Below are 15,362 nucleotides of genomic sequence, written 5' to 3'. Positions count from 1 at the left end.
CAAGCCGCCGGCCAAGGCGCCGGCGCGCAGCCGCCGCGCCGAGGCCGCGCGGACGCCGCCAGCGAAGGCACGTGCATGAAAGCGCGGACTGCGTCGCGGTGTTTTGCCGAAGCGGTCGCGCTTCATGAAATTTCGTTGCCGGCTTATGCGCTAGGGTTTGCCGGCGGCGCGTCGAACCTGTTTATGGTGTGCCGCTCGCTCCGCGCCGGGCCGCTCCGGCCGGAGTCTTCCGACGAATCTTCTGGATAGTCCGCCATGACCGCCTTGCTCTCCGCGTGGTTCCGCATTCCGTTCTGGCAGCGCGTGGTCGGCGGCTTCGTGCTCGGCGCGCTCGCCGGCTGGGCGTTCGGCCCGGCCGCCGAAACCTGGTTCGGCCCGCTCGGCGACCTCTACGTCACCCTGATCAAGATGATCGCGGTGCCGCTGGTGTTTTTCGCGGTGATCAACGCGGTGGCTTCGCTGCACGGGCAGAAATCGATCGCCGCGCTGGGCGGACGCACCTTCCTGTGGTTCGCGGTCACCGCGGTCCTCGCCGTCGGCATCGGCCTGGCGGTCGGCACCGTGCTGCAGCCCGGCAGCGGCGTGATGGGGCTGGCGATCGACAGCGGCTACAAGCCGCGCGACGTGCCCAGCGTGACCAAGGTGCTGCTCGACGTGGTGCCGAGCAATCCGTTCTATGCCCTGACCGGCATCGGCGCGACCAAGAACGCCGCCGGCGAGACCGTGCTCGCGGCCGGCAAGGGCTCGATCCTGCCGGTGATCTTCTTCGCCGGCCTGCTGGGCTTCGCCATGGTCAAGCTCGGCGAAAAAGTCGCCGGGGTGCGCAAGCTGGTCGGCGAGACCAGCGACCTGATGATCCAGGTGACCCGCTTCGTGCTCGAAGTCACCCCGATCGGCACCTTCGGCCTGATCGCCGCCCTGGTCGGCGCCTACGGCTTCGAGAAGCTGCTGCCGCTCGGCAATTTCGTGTTCGCCCTGTACCTGGCCTGCGCCTTGCACATCGTCGTGGTCTACAGCGGCCTGCTGCTCGCGCACGGGCTGAACCCGCTGAAGTTCTTCCGCGGCGCCGCGCCCGGCATGCAGGTGGCCTTCGTCAGCTCCTCGAGCTTCGCCGCGATGCCGGTGGCGATGCGTTCGATCACCCACAACCTCGGCGTCAATAAAGACTATGCGGCGTTCGCCTCGCCGCTCGGCGCCAGCATCAAGATGGACGGCTGCGGTGCGATCTATCCGGCGCTGTGCGCGGTGTTCATCGCCCAGTACACCGGCACGCCGCTGACCGCCGACCAGTACTTCATCGTCATGATCGCCTCGGTGCTCGGCAGCTTCGGCACCGCCGGCGTCCCCGGCACGGCGGTGATCATGGCCACTGTGGTGCTCAGCGCGGCCGGCCTGCCGCTGGAGACCATCGGTTATCTGTACGCGATCGACCGCGTGCTCGACATGATGCGGACCATGACCAACGTGACCGGGCAGATGCTGGTGCCGGTGCTGGTGGCCAAGGAGACCGGCCTGCTCGACAAGGCGGTCTACGACGCGGCGCCGACCAATGTCGGGATCGAGGAAGAAAGCAAAGCCTGAGCGAGGACGAAGGCCATGCAAGGGCGTCGATACGAGCGAGTAGCCGGAACGGGGCCTTCCCCGCGTTGCGCGAGCGGCCTGCGGTGGGCCTTGCTGGTGTTGGCGTCGAGCCTGTTGAGCGCGTGCGCGACGCGTCCTGGGCCGCCCAGGGTCGAGGCCGAGGACACCCCGCGCAGCGGCCAGGTCGGGGTGCGTTCGATCGACAAGCTGATGCCGGCCAGCGAGCGCATGCAATTGGCCGACAACGAAACCTTCCAGATGCCCTTGGCCGAACACGGCAATCCCAGCCCGCTGTATCCCCCGGTATTGCTGGCCCAGCGCCTGCCGCCGCAGACGATCTGCCTGCGCGTGGCGATCGGCGAGGACGGCAAGGTCATGGACAGCCAGCCGATCGACGATGCCGCCAGCGGTTGCCCGCGCCCGGCCCAGACCGATCCGCGCTTCGTCGAGGCCGCGCGCAACGCGGTGGCGCAGTGGCGTTTCGATCCGGCGTTCCGCTGCGTCTATCCTGGCGCCCGCCCGGTCGACGAGCAGGGCTGCGTCAGCGGCCGCGAAGAAGCGGTCGCGGTGAGCCTGGCTTTCAGCTTCGTGTTCGAGCAGCAGGACGGCAAGGGCTCGGTGCGGGTCGGCGGCTGAGGCGGCGCAATTCGGCATGATCCGGCGTGATCGGCACGATCCGGTGCGCCCGGTGCGCCCCGGTGCAACTGGGCGGATCGGAGATACTGGCGCCTTCGCCGGCGCGGCGCGGAATCTCGTCCGGTCGAGCGCGGCCCTTGAGGATCGAGGATGTCGTTGGAAATCGTCTCGCGGCCGATGACCGCGTGCGAGCGGCAAGTCCTGGCCGGGTTCGGCCCGCGCGTGCCTGGCCCGGGTTGGGCATCGCGGCTGTCGCCCAAAACGATCGCCGTGCTCGCCGCCGCCGCCTTCCTGGCGCTCGTCGGCTTATGGCGAGGGCCGGCTTGATGGCTGCAGGTGCTGGGCGCCGGTTCCGGCTGGCGCTCGCGCGCGTGGTCGCTCGGTCTGGCGGTGCTGGCCTGCATCGCGGTTCGCCAATCCTGGCGCAAACGCAAGGCCGCGCTCGGCCGCGAGCCGCCGCCGTGGAGCCTGAGCAGCCGCGTCTGGCAGACGCCCTGGGACGAGTTGCGGCGGATCGGCGACGCCTGAGCGTCCGCGTTCGTATCGATCCGGTTTGAATCCGTTCCGCCCTAAATCCGTCCCGCTCTAAGTCCGCCCGCTCTAAATCCGGGAGTACTTCCACGACTGCATGCGTCCGTCGCGGTACGGCATCACGCCATGGAACGGACGCGGGTCGGCGTCGAACACCAGCGGCAGGAATTCGCGGTCGCCTTCCCACATCGGCAATTCGTGCAGGCGCTCGATCGGCACCCAGTCCAGCGCGCCTTCGGGGTTGCTCGCGAACGGTGTGCCCTCGAAGGCGGTGATGGTGAACACGAAGCCCAGCCAGTCCTCGCCGTGCTTGCCGAAGCCGGGCCAGCTGATGGTGCCGCGCAGGCTCATCGCGGTGCAGACGATGCCGGCTTCCTCGAAGATCTCGCGGCGCATGCCGGCGACCACGTCTTCATCCGCTTCGAGCTTGCCGCCCAGGCCGTTGTACTTGCCCAACTGGTGGTCGTCGGGGCGCGCGTTGCGGTGGACCATCAGGACTTGGCGGCCATCGGGCGAAATCACGTAGCCCAGGGTGGCCACGATAGGCGTGTACGGCATCGGCGGGGGTTCTGCACAACAGGAGCGGGGCCGCACAGTGTCGGCGATCCGTCCCGCAACGACCAGCGCCGCCGATCCCCCTACGTGACTTTCGACCCGTATCGGCGAGGCCGTCCCGGGTTAGGGTGCCGGAGCCTCCGGCACGTCGCAGCCCGCAACGGTCCGCGACGGCCGACGGACTCATTCGACAGGACAGGGAGAATCCCATGCGCAAGCGCCACCTCTGCGTGCTGCTGGCCGGTCTGACCACGATCACGACCGCCGCGTTCGCCACTGCGCGCGCGGCCGAGAGCGATCGCTGGCAGCTGCCGGTCGCAGTCAAGAAACTCGACAACGGACTGACCGTGGTCGTCTCGCAAGACCACAGCTCGCCGACCGTCGGCGTCAGCGTGGTCTACCACGTCGGCATGCGGCTGGAGCCGAAGAACCGCACCGGCTTCGCCCACCTGTTCGAGCACCTGATGTTCCAGGGCACGCCGGTCGCGCCCAAGGGCGTGTTCGACCAGGTCATCAGCGGCGGCGGCGGGCGCAACAACGGCTCCACCCGCGCCGACTTCACCAACTACATCGAAGTCGCGCCGGTCTCGGCCCTCGACCGCATCCTGTGGCTCGAAGCCGACCGCATGAAGACCCTCGACTTCAATCCGACCACGCTCAAGAACCAGCAGGACGTGGTCAAGGAAGAGATCCGGGTCAACGTGAAGAACCAGCCTTACGGCGGCTTCATGTGGATCGATATCGGCCAGCACGCGTTCCAGAAGTGGGAGAACAATCACGACGGCTACGGCAGCTTCCAGGACCTGGAAAACGCCAGCCTCGAGGACGTGCGCTCGTTCCACCGCGACTACTACGGCCCCAACAACGCCGTGCTCGGCATCGCCGGCGACATCACCCCGGATGAGGCCTTCAAGCTGGCCGACAAGTATTTCGGCGCGATCCCGGGGCGTCCGACCCCGCCGCCGCCGGACTTCGCCGAAGGCCTCAACACGAAGGAAAAGCGCATCGAACAGACCGATGCGCTGGCGCAGGTGCCGGCGATCGCCGCGGCCTGGAAGATGCCGACCCGCGGCAGCCGCGACCACGCGCCGATGGCCGTGCTCGGCAGCCTGCTCGCCGGCGACGAGGCCTCCCGCCTGTACCAGGGCCTGGTCAAGCAGCGCCAGATCGCGCTCAACATCGATGCGCTGTACGGCCTGACCGACCCGTGGACCTACAACGGTCCGACCCTGTTCACCCTGTTCGCGCTGTACAAGCCCGACACCAATGCCGATGCGGTGCTCGCCGCGATCGACGAGGAAGTGGCGAAGATCGCCCGCGACGGCGTCGACGCGGCCACCCTGAAGCGAGTCAAGACCCACATGCTCGCCGACTGGTACAACGGCCTGGAAAGCTTCATCGAACGCGCCGACACGGTCGCGCGCATGCAGACCCTGTGGGGCGACGCGAACGTGGTCAACAAGATCCCCGGCTGGATCGAAGGGGTGACCTCGGCCGACCTGCAGCGCGTCGCCAAGACCTATCTGACCCGCGCGAACCGCACCGTCATCGACCGCAAGCCGGTCGCGATGGCGGGCCCGGCCGCGAAGCCCGCCGCGGCCGCGCCGTCGGCGACGAACTGAGGAGGAGACGACATGAGAATCCGCAATAATCCGCTCGTACTGTCGATCTCGTTCGCCCTGGTCTGCACGGTCGGCGCCGCCGTCGCCGGCCCCGCCGCCAAGCTGCCCAAGCAACTGCCGCCGCTGGCCGCCGACAAGGCGCTGCCGGTGCCGCAGATCGCCCAGAAAACCCTCGCCAACGGCCTGCAGGTCTGGGTGGTGCCGCGCAAGGGCCTGCCGCGCGTCGACTACGCACTCGCCGTGCGCAGCGCGGGCTATGCCAGCGACGGCCCCGACGCTTCGGGCTTCGCCTCGCTGTATGCCGGCCTGCTGACCCAGGGCACGGCCAAGCGCGACGCCAAGGCGATCGCCGAAGCCGCGCAAGGCTACGGTGGCGCGATCGGCGCCAGCGCGCTCAACGACGGCGTGGTGCTCAGCGCCAACGCCTTGCCTTCGCAGGCCGAGCCGATGATCCGGTTGCTGTCGGAAGTGGCCCAGCAGGCGACCTTCCCCGATGCCGAGGTCAAGCTCGCCCAGGCCAATGCGTTGCAGGGGCTGAAGGTGTCGCAGGCGCAGCCGAGCTTCAAGGCCACCCGCGCCTTGCTGAAGGCGACCTACGGCGACCATCCCTATGCGCGCAGCCAACCGACCGAGGCCTCGCTCAATGCGGTCACCGCCGAGAAAGTGCGCGCCGAACACGTCCGCCGGTTCCGCCCGGACCGCGCCTTGTTGATCGTCACCGGCCGGATCGGCGCGGAGGAAGGCTTCAAGCTCGCCGAAGCCGCCTTCGGCCAGTGGAAGGCCAGCGGCGAAGCCATCGCCGACACCGCGCCGGCGCGCGCCAGCGCCGCGCCGCAGCGCATCTTCGTGCAGCGCGACGGCAGCGTGCAATCGGCGGTACGCCTGGGGCGTCCGGCGATCGCTGCGACCGATGCCGACTACCTGCCGGCGCAGTTGGCCGGCATCGTGCTCGGCGGCGGTTTCAGCAGCCGCCTGATGCAGAACCTGCGCGAGGACAAGGGCTATACCTACGGTGCGCGCGGCGGCCTCAACGCCTTGCGCGACGGCGGCAGCATCCAGGCCTCGGCCGATGTCCGCAACGAGGTCACCGGCAAGGCGATCGGCGAATTCATCTACGAATTCGGCCGCCTCAACGACTACCCGGTGCCGGCGCAGGAACTCGAAGACACCAAGCGCTACGTCGCCGGCGGCTATCTGATCGGCAACCAGTTGCAGAGCTCGGTCGCGGGCTCGCTGGCGAGCAACTGGCTGTACGGCCTGCCGCCGGAATTCCTCGGCGAGTACGTGCCGAAGATCCGCGCGATCAGCGCCGAGCAAGTCCAGGCGATGGCGAAGAAGTACTACGCCTCCAAGGACCAGTCGATCGTGGTGGTCGGCGACTACAAGGCGGTCGAAGGGCAGCTCAAGGAATACGGCGAGTTCACCTTGGAGAAGTAAGCCCGGACGCGTATCGCGCATAACAAGCCCCGGCCGCCGATGGCCGGGGCTTTGTCGTTTTGGGTGCTCACGACGCCGGTGGCGATCAGTTGTCGCCGAACCACTTCAACACCACGCCGACCGCGAGCCCGGCAAAGACCAGCCCGACCACGCCGTACAGCAGTGCGGTGAGGAACAGACCGTAGCCGCCGGGAAACGCGCCGACGACGGCGCCGGTCAGCAGCGAATACGCGCCGTACAGAGGAATGAAGATCAGCCGCGCCAGCCACGCTCCGCGATCGCGGCGCTGGTCGCGCTCGACCGGGCTGCCGGTCGCAGCCCAGCGCACCGCCATGCGCGCCAGCACGACCGGCGCGAACAGCAACGCCACCGCTTCCAGCGCCTTGTAGCCGACCACCAGGCCGACCGCGAGCATGCCGCCGCCGATCAGCATGGCGGTGCCGTCGCCGGGCGCACCGTAGCGGGCGAGGCCGGCGCCGATCAGGAAGGCGACGACGAAGACGCCGAAACCGTAGAACACTTGTTTCATGCTGGGCCTGTCCTGCTGGGTGTGGGCCAAGGGCGCCGGCGATGCTCCGGCAGGGGATAGCGACACAACGGCGATCGTCGCCGGCGTCGCGCGTAACGCAGTCCGTCCCTCCCCGGAGCGGATGCGCGGAGCATCGCCTTGCCGGCGCCGGGTTTCAAGCTCCCGCCGCCGCCGCGCCTCACGCATAATCGGCGCCTCGCCCCGGAGCCCCTCATGTCCCCCGCCAACACCGCCGTTTCGCCGGTGCGCCTGCTCGCCTTCGCCGGCAGCCTGCGCTCGGGCTCCTACAACCGCCGCCTGATCCCGGTGCTGGCCGAAGGCGCGCGCGCCGCCGGCGCCGAGGTCACCCTGATCGAGCTGCGCGACTACCCCTTGCCGATCTACGACGGCGACATCGAAGCCGAGGCCATGCCCGAACAGGCGCGACGCCTGCAGGCCCTGCTGGCCGAACACGACGGCCTGCTGATCAGTACGCCCGAGTACAACGGCTCGATGCCGGCCCTGGTCAAGAACACCCTCGACTGGATCTCGCGGCCGCTCGCCGACGGCCGTTCCGGCACCGTCTTGTTCGCCGACAAGGTCGCCGGCATCGTCTCGGCCTCGCCGGGCCCGCTCGGCGGGCTGCGCTCGCTGCTGGTGCTGCGCGACGCCCTGGCCAAGCTGGGCCTGATCGTGGTGCCGCAGCAGGTCGCGGTGGGCCAGGCCGCCGACAAGCTCGGCGATTTCGGCCAGTTGAACGACGAGCGCCAGCGCGACGCCGTGCATCGCGTCGGCGCCGCGGTGGTGCGGCATCTCAAGGCCTACCAGGGAGCTCCGGCATGAAAGGCGAGCAACGCGAGTTGAACCTGCGCTTCCTGGCCCAGCCGACCGACGTCAACTACGGCGGCAAAGTCCACGGCGGCATGGTCATGAAGTGGATCGACCAGGCCGGCTACGCCGCCGCGGTGGGCTGGAGCGGCAAGTACAGCGTGACCGTCGCGGTCGGCGGCATCCGCTTCGTCGCCCCGATCCGGATCAGCGACCTGGTCACCGTGCACACCAAGCTGATCCACACCGGCACCAGCAGCATGCATTTCGCGGTCGACGTGAAAGCCCGCGACCCGGGCCTGGACGACGGCGAGCCCGAAGAACGCCTGTGCACACACTGCGTGATCGTATTCGTCGCGATGGACCAGGTCGAAGGCAAACCGACCCCGGTACCGTCGTGGACGCCGGTGACCGAAGACGACAAGCGACTGGCCGAATACGCGCTCAAGGTGATGGAGTTGAGCAAGGGCATCGAGGCGACGGTGGAGCGGTACGTACACGAGGGGTGAGGTTCGCCCGCTGCGGTCGGGTCCGGGCTTGTGCAGGAGCTATGGGCTTGTGCAGGAGCGGCGTGAGTCGCGACCAAGGGACGCGCAGAATCTCCATCGCCGTCGTTGCCGATCGAAGCCGCAAACTGTCGCGGGGTAGGAGCGACGCAAGTCGCGACCGCGTTGCTTGTCGTTACGGTGCTTCTTACCGCAGAGCCGTACAGCAAAATCTAGAGCTTCCGTCCGCTAAAGCGGCCGGGTTACTTTCTTTGCTAAGCCCAAAAGAAAGGTAACCAAAGAAAAGGGCTCTCCTTGCAAGGGCACAGGCCACGAGTGCGGTGCTGTCACCGGGATTTTTCGATAAGACGTCCCTGTCTTATCGAAAGACGGCGCACGTCCTGTGCGCCGCCCTCCGGGTCTACGGTTGCATCGCGACTTCATCGTTGCGCCAAGCGCTCACGGCAACAGCAACGGTTGCTGTGCTCTTTAGGGTAGGAGCGGGCAAGCCGCGACCGCGCAACACGATTGCCCGCGCCGGCGGCCGCAGGTTCGCGGTCGCGGCTTGCCCGCTCCTACCCAAGAGCAGCCCCGAAACTGCAGCAGTTGCCGTTGCCGTTGCTGTGCGTCGCCGAGCACTAGCGAAGACCATAGAAGACCCGGAGGGCGGCCCGCAGGGATGCGGGCCGTTTTTCATCGGGACAGGGAGGTCCCGTATGTAGATCACCGCGTATGCATCGAACGCCCGGGCTTGTGATTCAAAACAAAGCAACTTCTTTGGTTACCTTTCTTTTGTTGCTTCAGACAAAAGAAAGTAACCCGCCGCTTTAGTGGCGGAAGCTTTGGTTTGATCCTGATCCTGATCCTGATCTTGATGCAGATGTTGATTGAAAGCAGCGCCGCAAGACCGCCGCAGCGATGTCGCGGCTTACGCCGCTCCTACCCTGCGAGAACACGCCGCTTCGACGACTAGCGACGGCTTTGTTGTCTATATGCCCGTCCCGCGGTCGCGACTCACGTTCCTCCTACAGGGACATATCCGAAGGCGATGTGGGCGAGGCGTGGCGGTCGAGGCTGCGTCGCTCTACAGGGAAGGATTCGCCGCACTCCATCCCCACAAACGCAACAGGCCGCCCTAAGGCGGCCAGTCCGATATCGATCGAGAAGCGAGAACTCAGATGCCGTCGACGCGACGGGCTTCCATGAACTTGCCGCTCCAGTAACCGGTATCCAGGCTGGACACGGTCACGTCCTTGCCGGTGCGCGGGGCGTGCACGAAGCGGCCCTCGCCGAGGTAGATGCCGACGTGGTCGACGCGGCCGCGGCGGCCGAAGAACACCAGGTCGCCTTCGGTCATCGCGTCGCGGTCGATCACCGCGCCGGTCTTCGCCATCTCGCGCGAGACGCGCGGCAGTTCGATGCCCAGGGCGTTGCGGAACACGTAGCCGACCAGACCACTGCAGTCGAAGCCCTGGTCCGGGGAGCTGCCGCCCCAACGGTAGGGAGTGCCCAGCAGGCCCAGGGCGCGCTGCAGCATGCTCTTGATGCGGCTCTGCTCGGCGGCCGGGATATCGGCCTTGCCGAGGTTCACGTTCGGGCCCAGCAGGCGGTTGAGGTCGGTCGCCAGCAGCAGAGCGCGATCGGACAGGGTCATGGCCTCCGGGAGCATGTTGCTGGCGGTCGGCTCCGGCGCGTCGGCCGAATCGTTGCGCAGCGAATTGCCGCCCGGGAGGGAACTGCCGAGGCTCGAACCCAGCGCGGAAGACTGCTGGGCGAAGGCGGGCAGGGCGCAGACCGCAAGTGCGGCGGTCAGCAGGATTCGTTGGCTGGCCCGGACGACCGTGGTCGTGCGGGGGGTGGCGCAAGGTGCTTGGGGGGTGGCAGCCAGGCGGCCGTGGCGAGTCAATTGGGTCGTCACGTATTAATCACGAAGTCGTCACCGATGGGGGATGATGCCCGTCAAGTGCGAGACATAGGTTCAAATTTCGTTAGCAGGCCGTTAACAAGGCTGTGATTTGATTCACATTTTTCATCTGCGCTAAGCCAGATAGCGCATTCATGAAAGTCTCGTTACTTCCTGAGAACCCGCTTCGCGCCGCTGTAGTGGTCGACCCAGTAAGGGCCGTCGAGGTGGTCCAGGCGGACCGTGCCGCCGCTGCTCGGGGCATGCACGAAGCGCCCCTCGCCGACATAGATGCCGACATGGGAGACGTTGCCGCGGCTGCCGAAGAACACCAGATCGCCGGCGGCGAGCCGCAGCGGCTCGATCTTCGGGCCCTGGTAGGCGGCCAGGTCGCGCGAGGTCCGCGGCAGGTTCAGCGACAGCATGTCGCGGTAGACGTAATTGACCAGGCCGCTGCAGTCGAAGCCGCTGTCGGGGGTGTTGCCGCCGTAGCGATAGGGGGTGCCCACCAGGCTGATCGCGCGCATCAGCACCGCATTGGCGGCGCCGGGGTTGTCGGGCTCGGTCCGCGGCCACTCCCGCACCGGCTTGGCCGGGGGCGGGCGGCGCACGACTTCGCGACCGCCGCCGCAGGCCGCCAGCAGGCCGCACAGGACCGCGGCCACGGCGAGCGCCGGCCACGGCTTGCGCACCCGCGCTGGCGCGGGAGCGGTGTTGCCGGGATAATGCGCGGCCTTCGTCACGGCCGATAGCTTGGCGGCTAAGCGCCGGGACGACAAGACAGTCCACGTGTCGTTTTGTGGCGGCCCGCTCAAAGACGGACCGCCGTTTCCTTTCCTGATCGCCCGATGGCGGTCTCCAGTCGGGTCCTGCAATGAAAATCGAGAAAGATCGCGTCGTCCGTTTCCACTACACCGTGTCCGAGCAGGGCAGCGAGCCGCTCGAGACCTCGGAAGGCCGCGACGCGCTGGCGATCCTGATCGGCCACAACAACATCATCCCGGGTCTGGAAAAGGCGATGGACGGGCGCGAAGCCGGCGACAAGTTCGAAGTCGACGTGGTCGCCGCCGAAGCCTACGGCGCCCACCAGGAAGGCCTGACCCAGCGCGTGCCGAAGAAGTATTTCAAGGACGCCAAGCTGTTCCCGGGCATGCAGGCGGTGCTGCCGACCAGCTTCGGCCCGCGCGCGGTGACGATCCTCAAGGTCGGCATGAGCGTGGTCGACGTCGACCTGAACCATCCGATGGCCGGCAAGGATCTGCACTTCGCCATCGAGATCGTCGAAGTGCGCGAAGCCAGCAAGGAAGAGATCGAGCACGGCCACGTGCACGGCGACGGCGGCCACGCGCACTAAGGGCGAGCCCCTTCGACTGGAAACGGCCCGCCTGCGCGGGCCGTTTCTGTTTGCGCGGCCCGGTTCGCACGGCCCGGCGAGGCCGTCGCGACCCCAGGCGGTCGTAGAATCGACGCAGCGGCCATAAGCGGCCGCGGCAGCGCCATGCCACCCCCGACGACAGCGAGATCATGAGCGCAACCGCCGCCTCCGGCCTGGCCCCCGTCCCCGCCCACGAACGCCTGCTCGCACTCGATGCGCTGCGCGGCCTGGCTTTGCTCGGGATCTTCCTCAGCAACGCCGAGCTGTTCACCCGGCCGCTGGCGGAGGTTTCCGACGGCATCGATGCGCAGCTGCGCGGGCTCGATCAGGCCGCCTCGGCCTTCGTCTACGTATTGATCCGCAGCAAGTTCTGGACGTTGTTCTCGCTGCTGTTCGGCGCGAGCTTCGCGGTCATGTTCGAGCGTACGCGCCAGGCCGGGCGCGACTTCGGCCCGCTGTACCTGCGCCGCAGCGTCGGCTTGCTGGTCATCGGCCTGGTCCATGCGGTACTGATCTGGGCCGGCGACATCCTGGTCACCTATGCGCTGGCCGCGTTCGCGCTGTACGCGATGCGCTCGCTGTCGCCGGGCGCCTTGTGGCGGGTCGGCCTGGGCCTGTACCTGAGCGTGCTGGGCTTCTACCTGATGATCGCGGCGATGCTGTTGGTGCCCGGCGTGGCGCAAGCGACCGACGCCGATAGTGCCGCCGATCGTGCCGAGCGCGCCGCCGAAATCGCCGCCTACGCGCACGGCGACTATGCGCAGGCGACGGCGCACCGGCTGAGTTTCCTGGTCGAAGACGCGGGGGCGGGTTGGCTCGGCATGGTGCCGATGGTGCTGGGCTTGTTCCTGATCGGCGCCTGGTTCGTGCGCAGCGGCGCGCTCGCCGACCCGGCCGCGCATCGCCGCCGGCTGCGGTCGATGATCGTCTATGGCGTGCCGGCCGGCGCGGCCATCACTGGTTTGAGCCTGCTGATCGACAGCTCGCCCGCACTGACGCCGGTCAGCGCCGCGGCGGTCGCCGCGAGCACCCTGCACATGCTCGGCGCCCTGCCGCTGGCCCTGGCCCTGACCGCCTGGATCGTGCTGATCGTGCACGGCGGCGCGCGCTGGCCGCTGCGCTTCGCTCCGGCCGGCCGCATGGCCTTGAGCAACTACCTCGCCCAGTCCCTGGTCGGCACCCTGGTCTTCTACGGCTACGGCCTCGGCCTGTGGGGCCGGGTGTCGCCGGCGCCCCTGATCGCCGCGGCCTTCGCGGTATTCGCCCTGCAGATGCTGCTCAGCGCCGCCTGGCTGCGGCGCCACCGCTTCGGCCCGGTCGAATGGTTGTGGCGCGCGTTTACCTATTGGCGCTGGCCGGCGATGCGGGTTCGGGGGACGTAGCTAACGTTTGCGAGGCTGCGCTGCGAAGAAACGATTGGCGCACGTAGACCACTCTGTCGTACAAGCGATATCCATGGTCAGAACGGGGCCGAAACTATCTGCCCTGGACCCTGGACCCTGGACCCTGGACCCTGGACCCTGGTCGTGCTGTGGCTGTGGCTGTGGCTGTGGCTGTGGCTGTGCGTCGCCGCGCACTAGCGAAGGCCAAAGAAGACCCGGAGGGCGGCGCGCAGGGATGCGCGCCGTTTTTCATCGGGACAGGGATGTCCCGTATGAAAAATCCCTGCGTCGGCATCGCTCGTGCGGGCCTGTGATTCAAAACAAAGCATTTTTCTTTGGTTACCTTTCTTTTGTTGCTTTAGACAAAAGAAAGTAACCCGCCGCTTTAGTGGCGGAAGCTTTGGGTTTGATCTTGATGTTGATCTTTGCTTGAGAGAGACGTCGCAAGATCGGCGCGACGATGTCGCGGCTTGCGCCGCTCCTACCCTGGCGAAAGTCTGTCGCTTCGACGAATGGCGGGGCCTTGGTATCTCTGCCCGTCCGCGGTCGCGACTCACGTCGCTCCTACAGGGGAGAGACGCCGGCTAAGCGAGACCGAAGCATGGCGGTCGCGGCTTGCGCCGCTCCTGCCCTGGCGAAAGCGCGCCGTGCCGATAGATGGCGTCAGCCTTGCTTCCTCTGCGCGTCTTTTGGTCGCGGCTTGCGCCGCTCCTACCCCGGCGAAAGCACGCCGCTTCGACGAAGCACGACGGCCCTGTCGTCACTCCGCGTTCCGCGGTCGCGGCTCACGCCGCTCCTACGGCGGGAGCATTCGCCGCCAGAAGGATCGCCGCGCTAAGCGTTCGCTGCCCAAAAAAACAGGCCGCCCGCAGGCGGCCTGTCGATACGCCGATACCAATTCGAATATCAATTCGAATACCAATCATCAAAAACCGCAGGTTCAATTCACCGACACCGCACTCCATGCGCGGGCAACGGCCTTGTATTCGTTCGAGGTGCTGCCGTACAGGTCGGTCGCGGCCTGCAGGGTGGCGGTGCGGGCCTGCGGGTAGGTGGTGCTGGAGACGAAGTAACGGGTCAGGGCGCGGTACCAGATCGCGCCGGCCTTGGCGCGGCCGATGCCGGCGATGGCGGTGTCGCCGTTGCAGACCAGTTGCGAGGGGGTGTAATTGAAGCCGGCCGGCTTCACCGCGCCTTCGGCGAGCAGGTAGAAGAAGCGGTTGCCCACGCCCGAGCTCAGGTGCGGGTCGTACTTGCCGTTCTGGCCGGTCTGCGAGGCGGCGAAGCCGCCGACCGGATAGCACGAGAACGAGCGGCCGTCGGCGTCCTGCTTGAACATCAGGCGCAGCGCCTTGGTGTCGCCGGGGTTGTTGATGAAAACCTCTTCGCCCAACAGATAGTCGCCCGGGTCGTTGGCGTTGCCGACGCTGAATTCGACCAGGGTCCCGAAGATGTCGGAGGTGGCTTCGTTGAGGCCGCCGCTGTCCTTGATGTTGTAGTAGCCAAGGCGTGCGGTGGCGCCGGTCACGCCATGGGCCATTTCGTGGCCGGCCACGTCGAGCGCGACCAGCGGGCGATAGGTCACGCCGTCGCCGTCGCCGTAGACCATCGCGCTGCCGGTCCAGTAAGCGTTGACCAGGTTGGTCGGGCCGTAGTGGACATAGCTCTTCACGCCTTGGCCGTTATTGAAGATGCCGGCGCGGCCGTGCACGTTCTTGAAGTAGTCGAAGGTGGCGGCGACGCCGTAGTGGGCGTCGGCCGCGGCCGAGGCGCGGTCGGAGGTGGTGTTGTTGCCCCAGATGTTGTCGCTGTCGTTGAAGGCGAGCGCGGTCGAGGTGTCGGTGCGGTTGCGCGCGTCGAGGGTCTGGCCGTTGCCGCGGGTCGGATCGGTCAGGGTGTAGCCGCCGCTGACCGAGTTGCTGACCAGGCTCACGTTGCCGAGGGTCAGAGTCTTGCCGGTGCCGGTGGCGGCGGCCGAATGGACGCGATCGTCTTCCTGCAGCAGCTTGCCGGTGGCGGCATCGAGGTAATAGCTGATCAGGCCCGGCGCCGGGTCGTTGCGGCGTTCGCCGGTGACGTCGACCTGGTAGGCGAGGGTGGGCTCGGTGCCGCGGGCGAAGATCACCAGCGCGGCCGGCGTCATCGCCGTGACCGTGCCGTCGAATGCGGCGCCGGCTTCGATCTTGGCCTGTTCGGCGCTGATCCTGGGCTCGATCGCCGGGCGGCCGAAGCTGCGCATGTTGTCGCCCTGGCTGATCGAGGCCAGTTCGCCGTTGCGCGAATGCACGACCAGATCGCCGCCGACCACGGGCAGGCCGCGATAGGTGCGTTCCATGCGCACGTGCTCGGTGCCGTCGCGATCGATCATGACGTCGCGGGCGACGAAGCCGTCGGCCTTGACGCGATGCACCTCGTCGGCGGCGACGGTTTCCAGCAGGCCGCGCGCGCGCTGCGCCGCCGGCGATGCCGCGGCCTGCTCGGGCGAGGTCGAGGCGGCGACGAGGTCGCTGCCCGGCCGC

General features: G+C 67.6%; 15 protein-coding genes. 10 read left to right on the top strand and 5 right to left on the bottom strand.

The window, feature by feature from the left end; all coding sequences use genetic code 11:
- Positions 1-255: 255 nt before the first annotated feature.
- The 4 genes from ACSAMQ_RS16945 to ACSAMQ_RS16930 all read left to right on the top strand — a co-directional run bounded on the left by ACSAMQ_RS16945 (position 256) and on the right by ACSAMQ_RS16930 (position 2,745).
- Positions 256-1,581: a dicarboxylate/amino acid:cation symporter gene (locus ACSAMQ_RS16945; protein WP_031372907.1), complete on the top strand. Its 1,326-nt coding sequence runs from the start codon at positions 256-258 to the stop codon at positions 1,579-1,581.
- Positions 1,582-1,671: 90 nt separating this feature from the next.
- Positions 1,672-2,217, top strand: coding sequence for a hypothetical protein (locus ACSAMQ_RS16940; protein ID WP_435396778.1), 546 nt, complete (start codon positions 1,672-1,674; stop codon positions 2,215-2,217).
- 150 nt (positions 2,218-2,367) lie between these two features.
- Entirely contained in the window at positions 2,368-2,544 is a 177-nt protein-coding gene (locus ACSAMQ_RS16935; protein WP_435396777.1) for a hypothetical protein, read from the top strand.
- Positions 2,545-2,553: 9 nt separating this feature from the next.
- Positions 2,554-2,745: a hypothetical protein gene (locus ACSAMQ_RS16930; RefSeq protein ID WP_435396776.1), complete on the top strand. Its 192-nt coding sequence runs from the start codon at positions 2,554-2,556 to the stop codon at positions 2,743-2,745.
- Between the two features lie 72 nt (positions 2,746-2,817).
- Here ACSAMQ_RS16930 and ACSAMQ_RS16925 read toward each other — a convergent pair whose 3' ends face one another.
- Entirely contained in the window at positions 2,818-3,306 is a 489-nt protein-coding gene (locus tag ACSAMQ_RS16925; RefSeq protein ID WP_435396775.1) for an NUDIX hydrolase, read from the bottom strand.
- 206 nt (positions 3,307-3,512) lie between these two features.
- Here ACSAMQ_RS16925 and ACSAMQ_RS16920 point away from each other — a divergent pair, with 206 nt between their 5' ends.
- Positions 3,513-4,925, top strand: coding sequence for a M16 family metallopeptidase (locus ACSAMQ_RS16920; RefSeq protein ID WP_435396774.1), 1,413 nt, complete (start codon positions 3,513-3,515; stop codon positions 4,923-4,925).
- Between the two features lie 12 nt (positions 4,926-4,937).
- Positions 4,938-6,362, top strand: coding sequence for a M16 family metallopeptidase (locus tag ACSAMQ_RS16915; protein ID WP_435396773.1), 1,425 nt, complete (start codon positions 4,938-4,940; stop codon positions 6,360-6,362).
- A gap of 85 nt (positions 6,363-6,447) precedes the next feature.
- Here the strand turns inward: ACSAMQ_RS16915 and ACSAMQ_RS16910 are convergent, their stop codons facing one another.
- Complete coding sequence (locus tag ACSAMQ_RS16910; protein WP_435396772.1) at positions 6,448-6,891, bottom strand: hypothetical protein; 444 nt, start codon at positions 6,889-6,891, stop codon at positions 6,448-6,450.
- 213 nt (positions 6,892-7,104) lie between these two features.
- Here ACSAMQ_RS16910 and ACSAMQ_RS16905 point away from each other — a divergent pair, with 213 nt between their 5' ends.
- Together ACSAMQ_RS16905 and ACSAMQ_RS16900 are read left to right on the top strand one after the other, a co-directional pair.
- Positions 7,105-7,713 (top strand): NADPH-dependent FMN reductase, encoded by a 609-nt coding sequence (locus ACSAMQ_RS16905; protein WP_435396771.1) that lies wholly within the window; start codon positions 7,105-7,107, stop codon positions 7,711-7,713.
- The gene (locus ACSAMQ_RS16900) at positions 7,710-8,207 is read left to right on the top strand and encodes an acyl-CoA thioesterase (RefSeq protein ID WP_435396770.1); all 498 of its coding nucleotides are present in this window, start codon (positions 7,710-7,712) and stop codon (positions 8,205-8,207) included. The genes ACSAMQ_RS16905 and ACSAMQ_RS16900 overlap by 4 nt, the downstream gene beginning before the upstream one ends.
- 1,150 nt (positions 8,208-9,357) lie before the next feature.
- On the opposite strand, the gene ACSAMQ_RS16895 is transcribed toward ACSAMQ_RS16900, so the two are convergent.
- Both ACSAMQ_RS16895 and ACSAMQ_RS16890 read right to left on the bottom strand, forming a co-directional pair.
- Positions 9,358-10,071 carry a C40 family peptidase gene (locus ACSAMQ_RS16895; RefSeq protein ID WP_435396780.1) on the bottom strand — a complete coding sequence of 238 codons (714 nt, stop codon included), beginning with the start codon at positions 10,069-10,071 and terminating at the stop codon, positions 9,358-9,360.
- A 182-nt stretch (positions 10,072-10,253) separates the two neighbouring features.
- Entirely contained in the window at positions 10,254-10,778 is a 525-nt protein-coding gene (locus ACSAMQ_RS16890) for an NlpC/P60 family protein (RefSeq protein WP_435396779.1), read from the bottom strand.
- A gap of 182 nt (positions 10,779-10,960) precedes the next feature.
- Between ACSAMQ_RS16890 and ACSAMQ_RS16885 the strand changes: the two genes are divergently transcribed.
- Positions 10,961-11,440 carry an FKBP-type peptidyl-prolyl cis-trans isomerase gene (locus ACSAMQ_RS16885; RefSeq protein WP_031374224.1) on the top strand — a complete coding sequence of 160 codons (480 nt, stop codon included), beginning with the start codon at positions 10,961-10,963 and terminating at the stop codon, positions 11,438-11,440.
- A gap of 170 nt (positions 11,441-11,610) precedes the next feature.
- The gene (locus tag ACSAMQ_RS16880; RefSeq protein WP_435396769.1) at positions 11,611-12,843 is read left to right on the top strand and encodes a DUF418 domain-containing protein; all 1,233 of its coding nucleotides are present in this window, start codon (positions 11,611-11,613) and stop codon (positions 12,841-12,843) included.
- Between the two features lie 940 nt (positions 12,844-13,783).
- Here the strand turns inward: ACSAMQ_RS16880 and ACSAMQ_RS16875 are convergent.
- A partial coding sequence (locus tag ACSAMQ_RS16875) for a M4 family metallopeptidase (protein WP_435396768.1) occupies positions 13,784-15,362 on the bottom strand: 1,579 nt, incomplete at its 5' end.

Origin of the sequence: Lysobacter sp. 1R34A, from assembly GCF_051217035.1 — a bacterium.
Taxonomy (GTDB): Bacteria; Pseudomonadota; Gammaproteobacteria; order Xanthomonadales; family Xanthomonadaceae; genus Lysobacter.
This window is presented reverse-complemented; position numbering and strand designations above follow the sequence as displayed.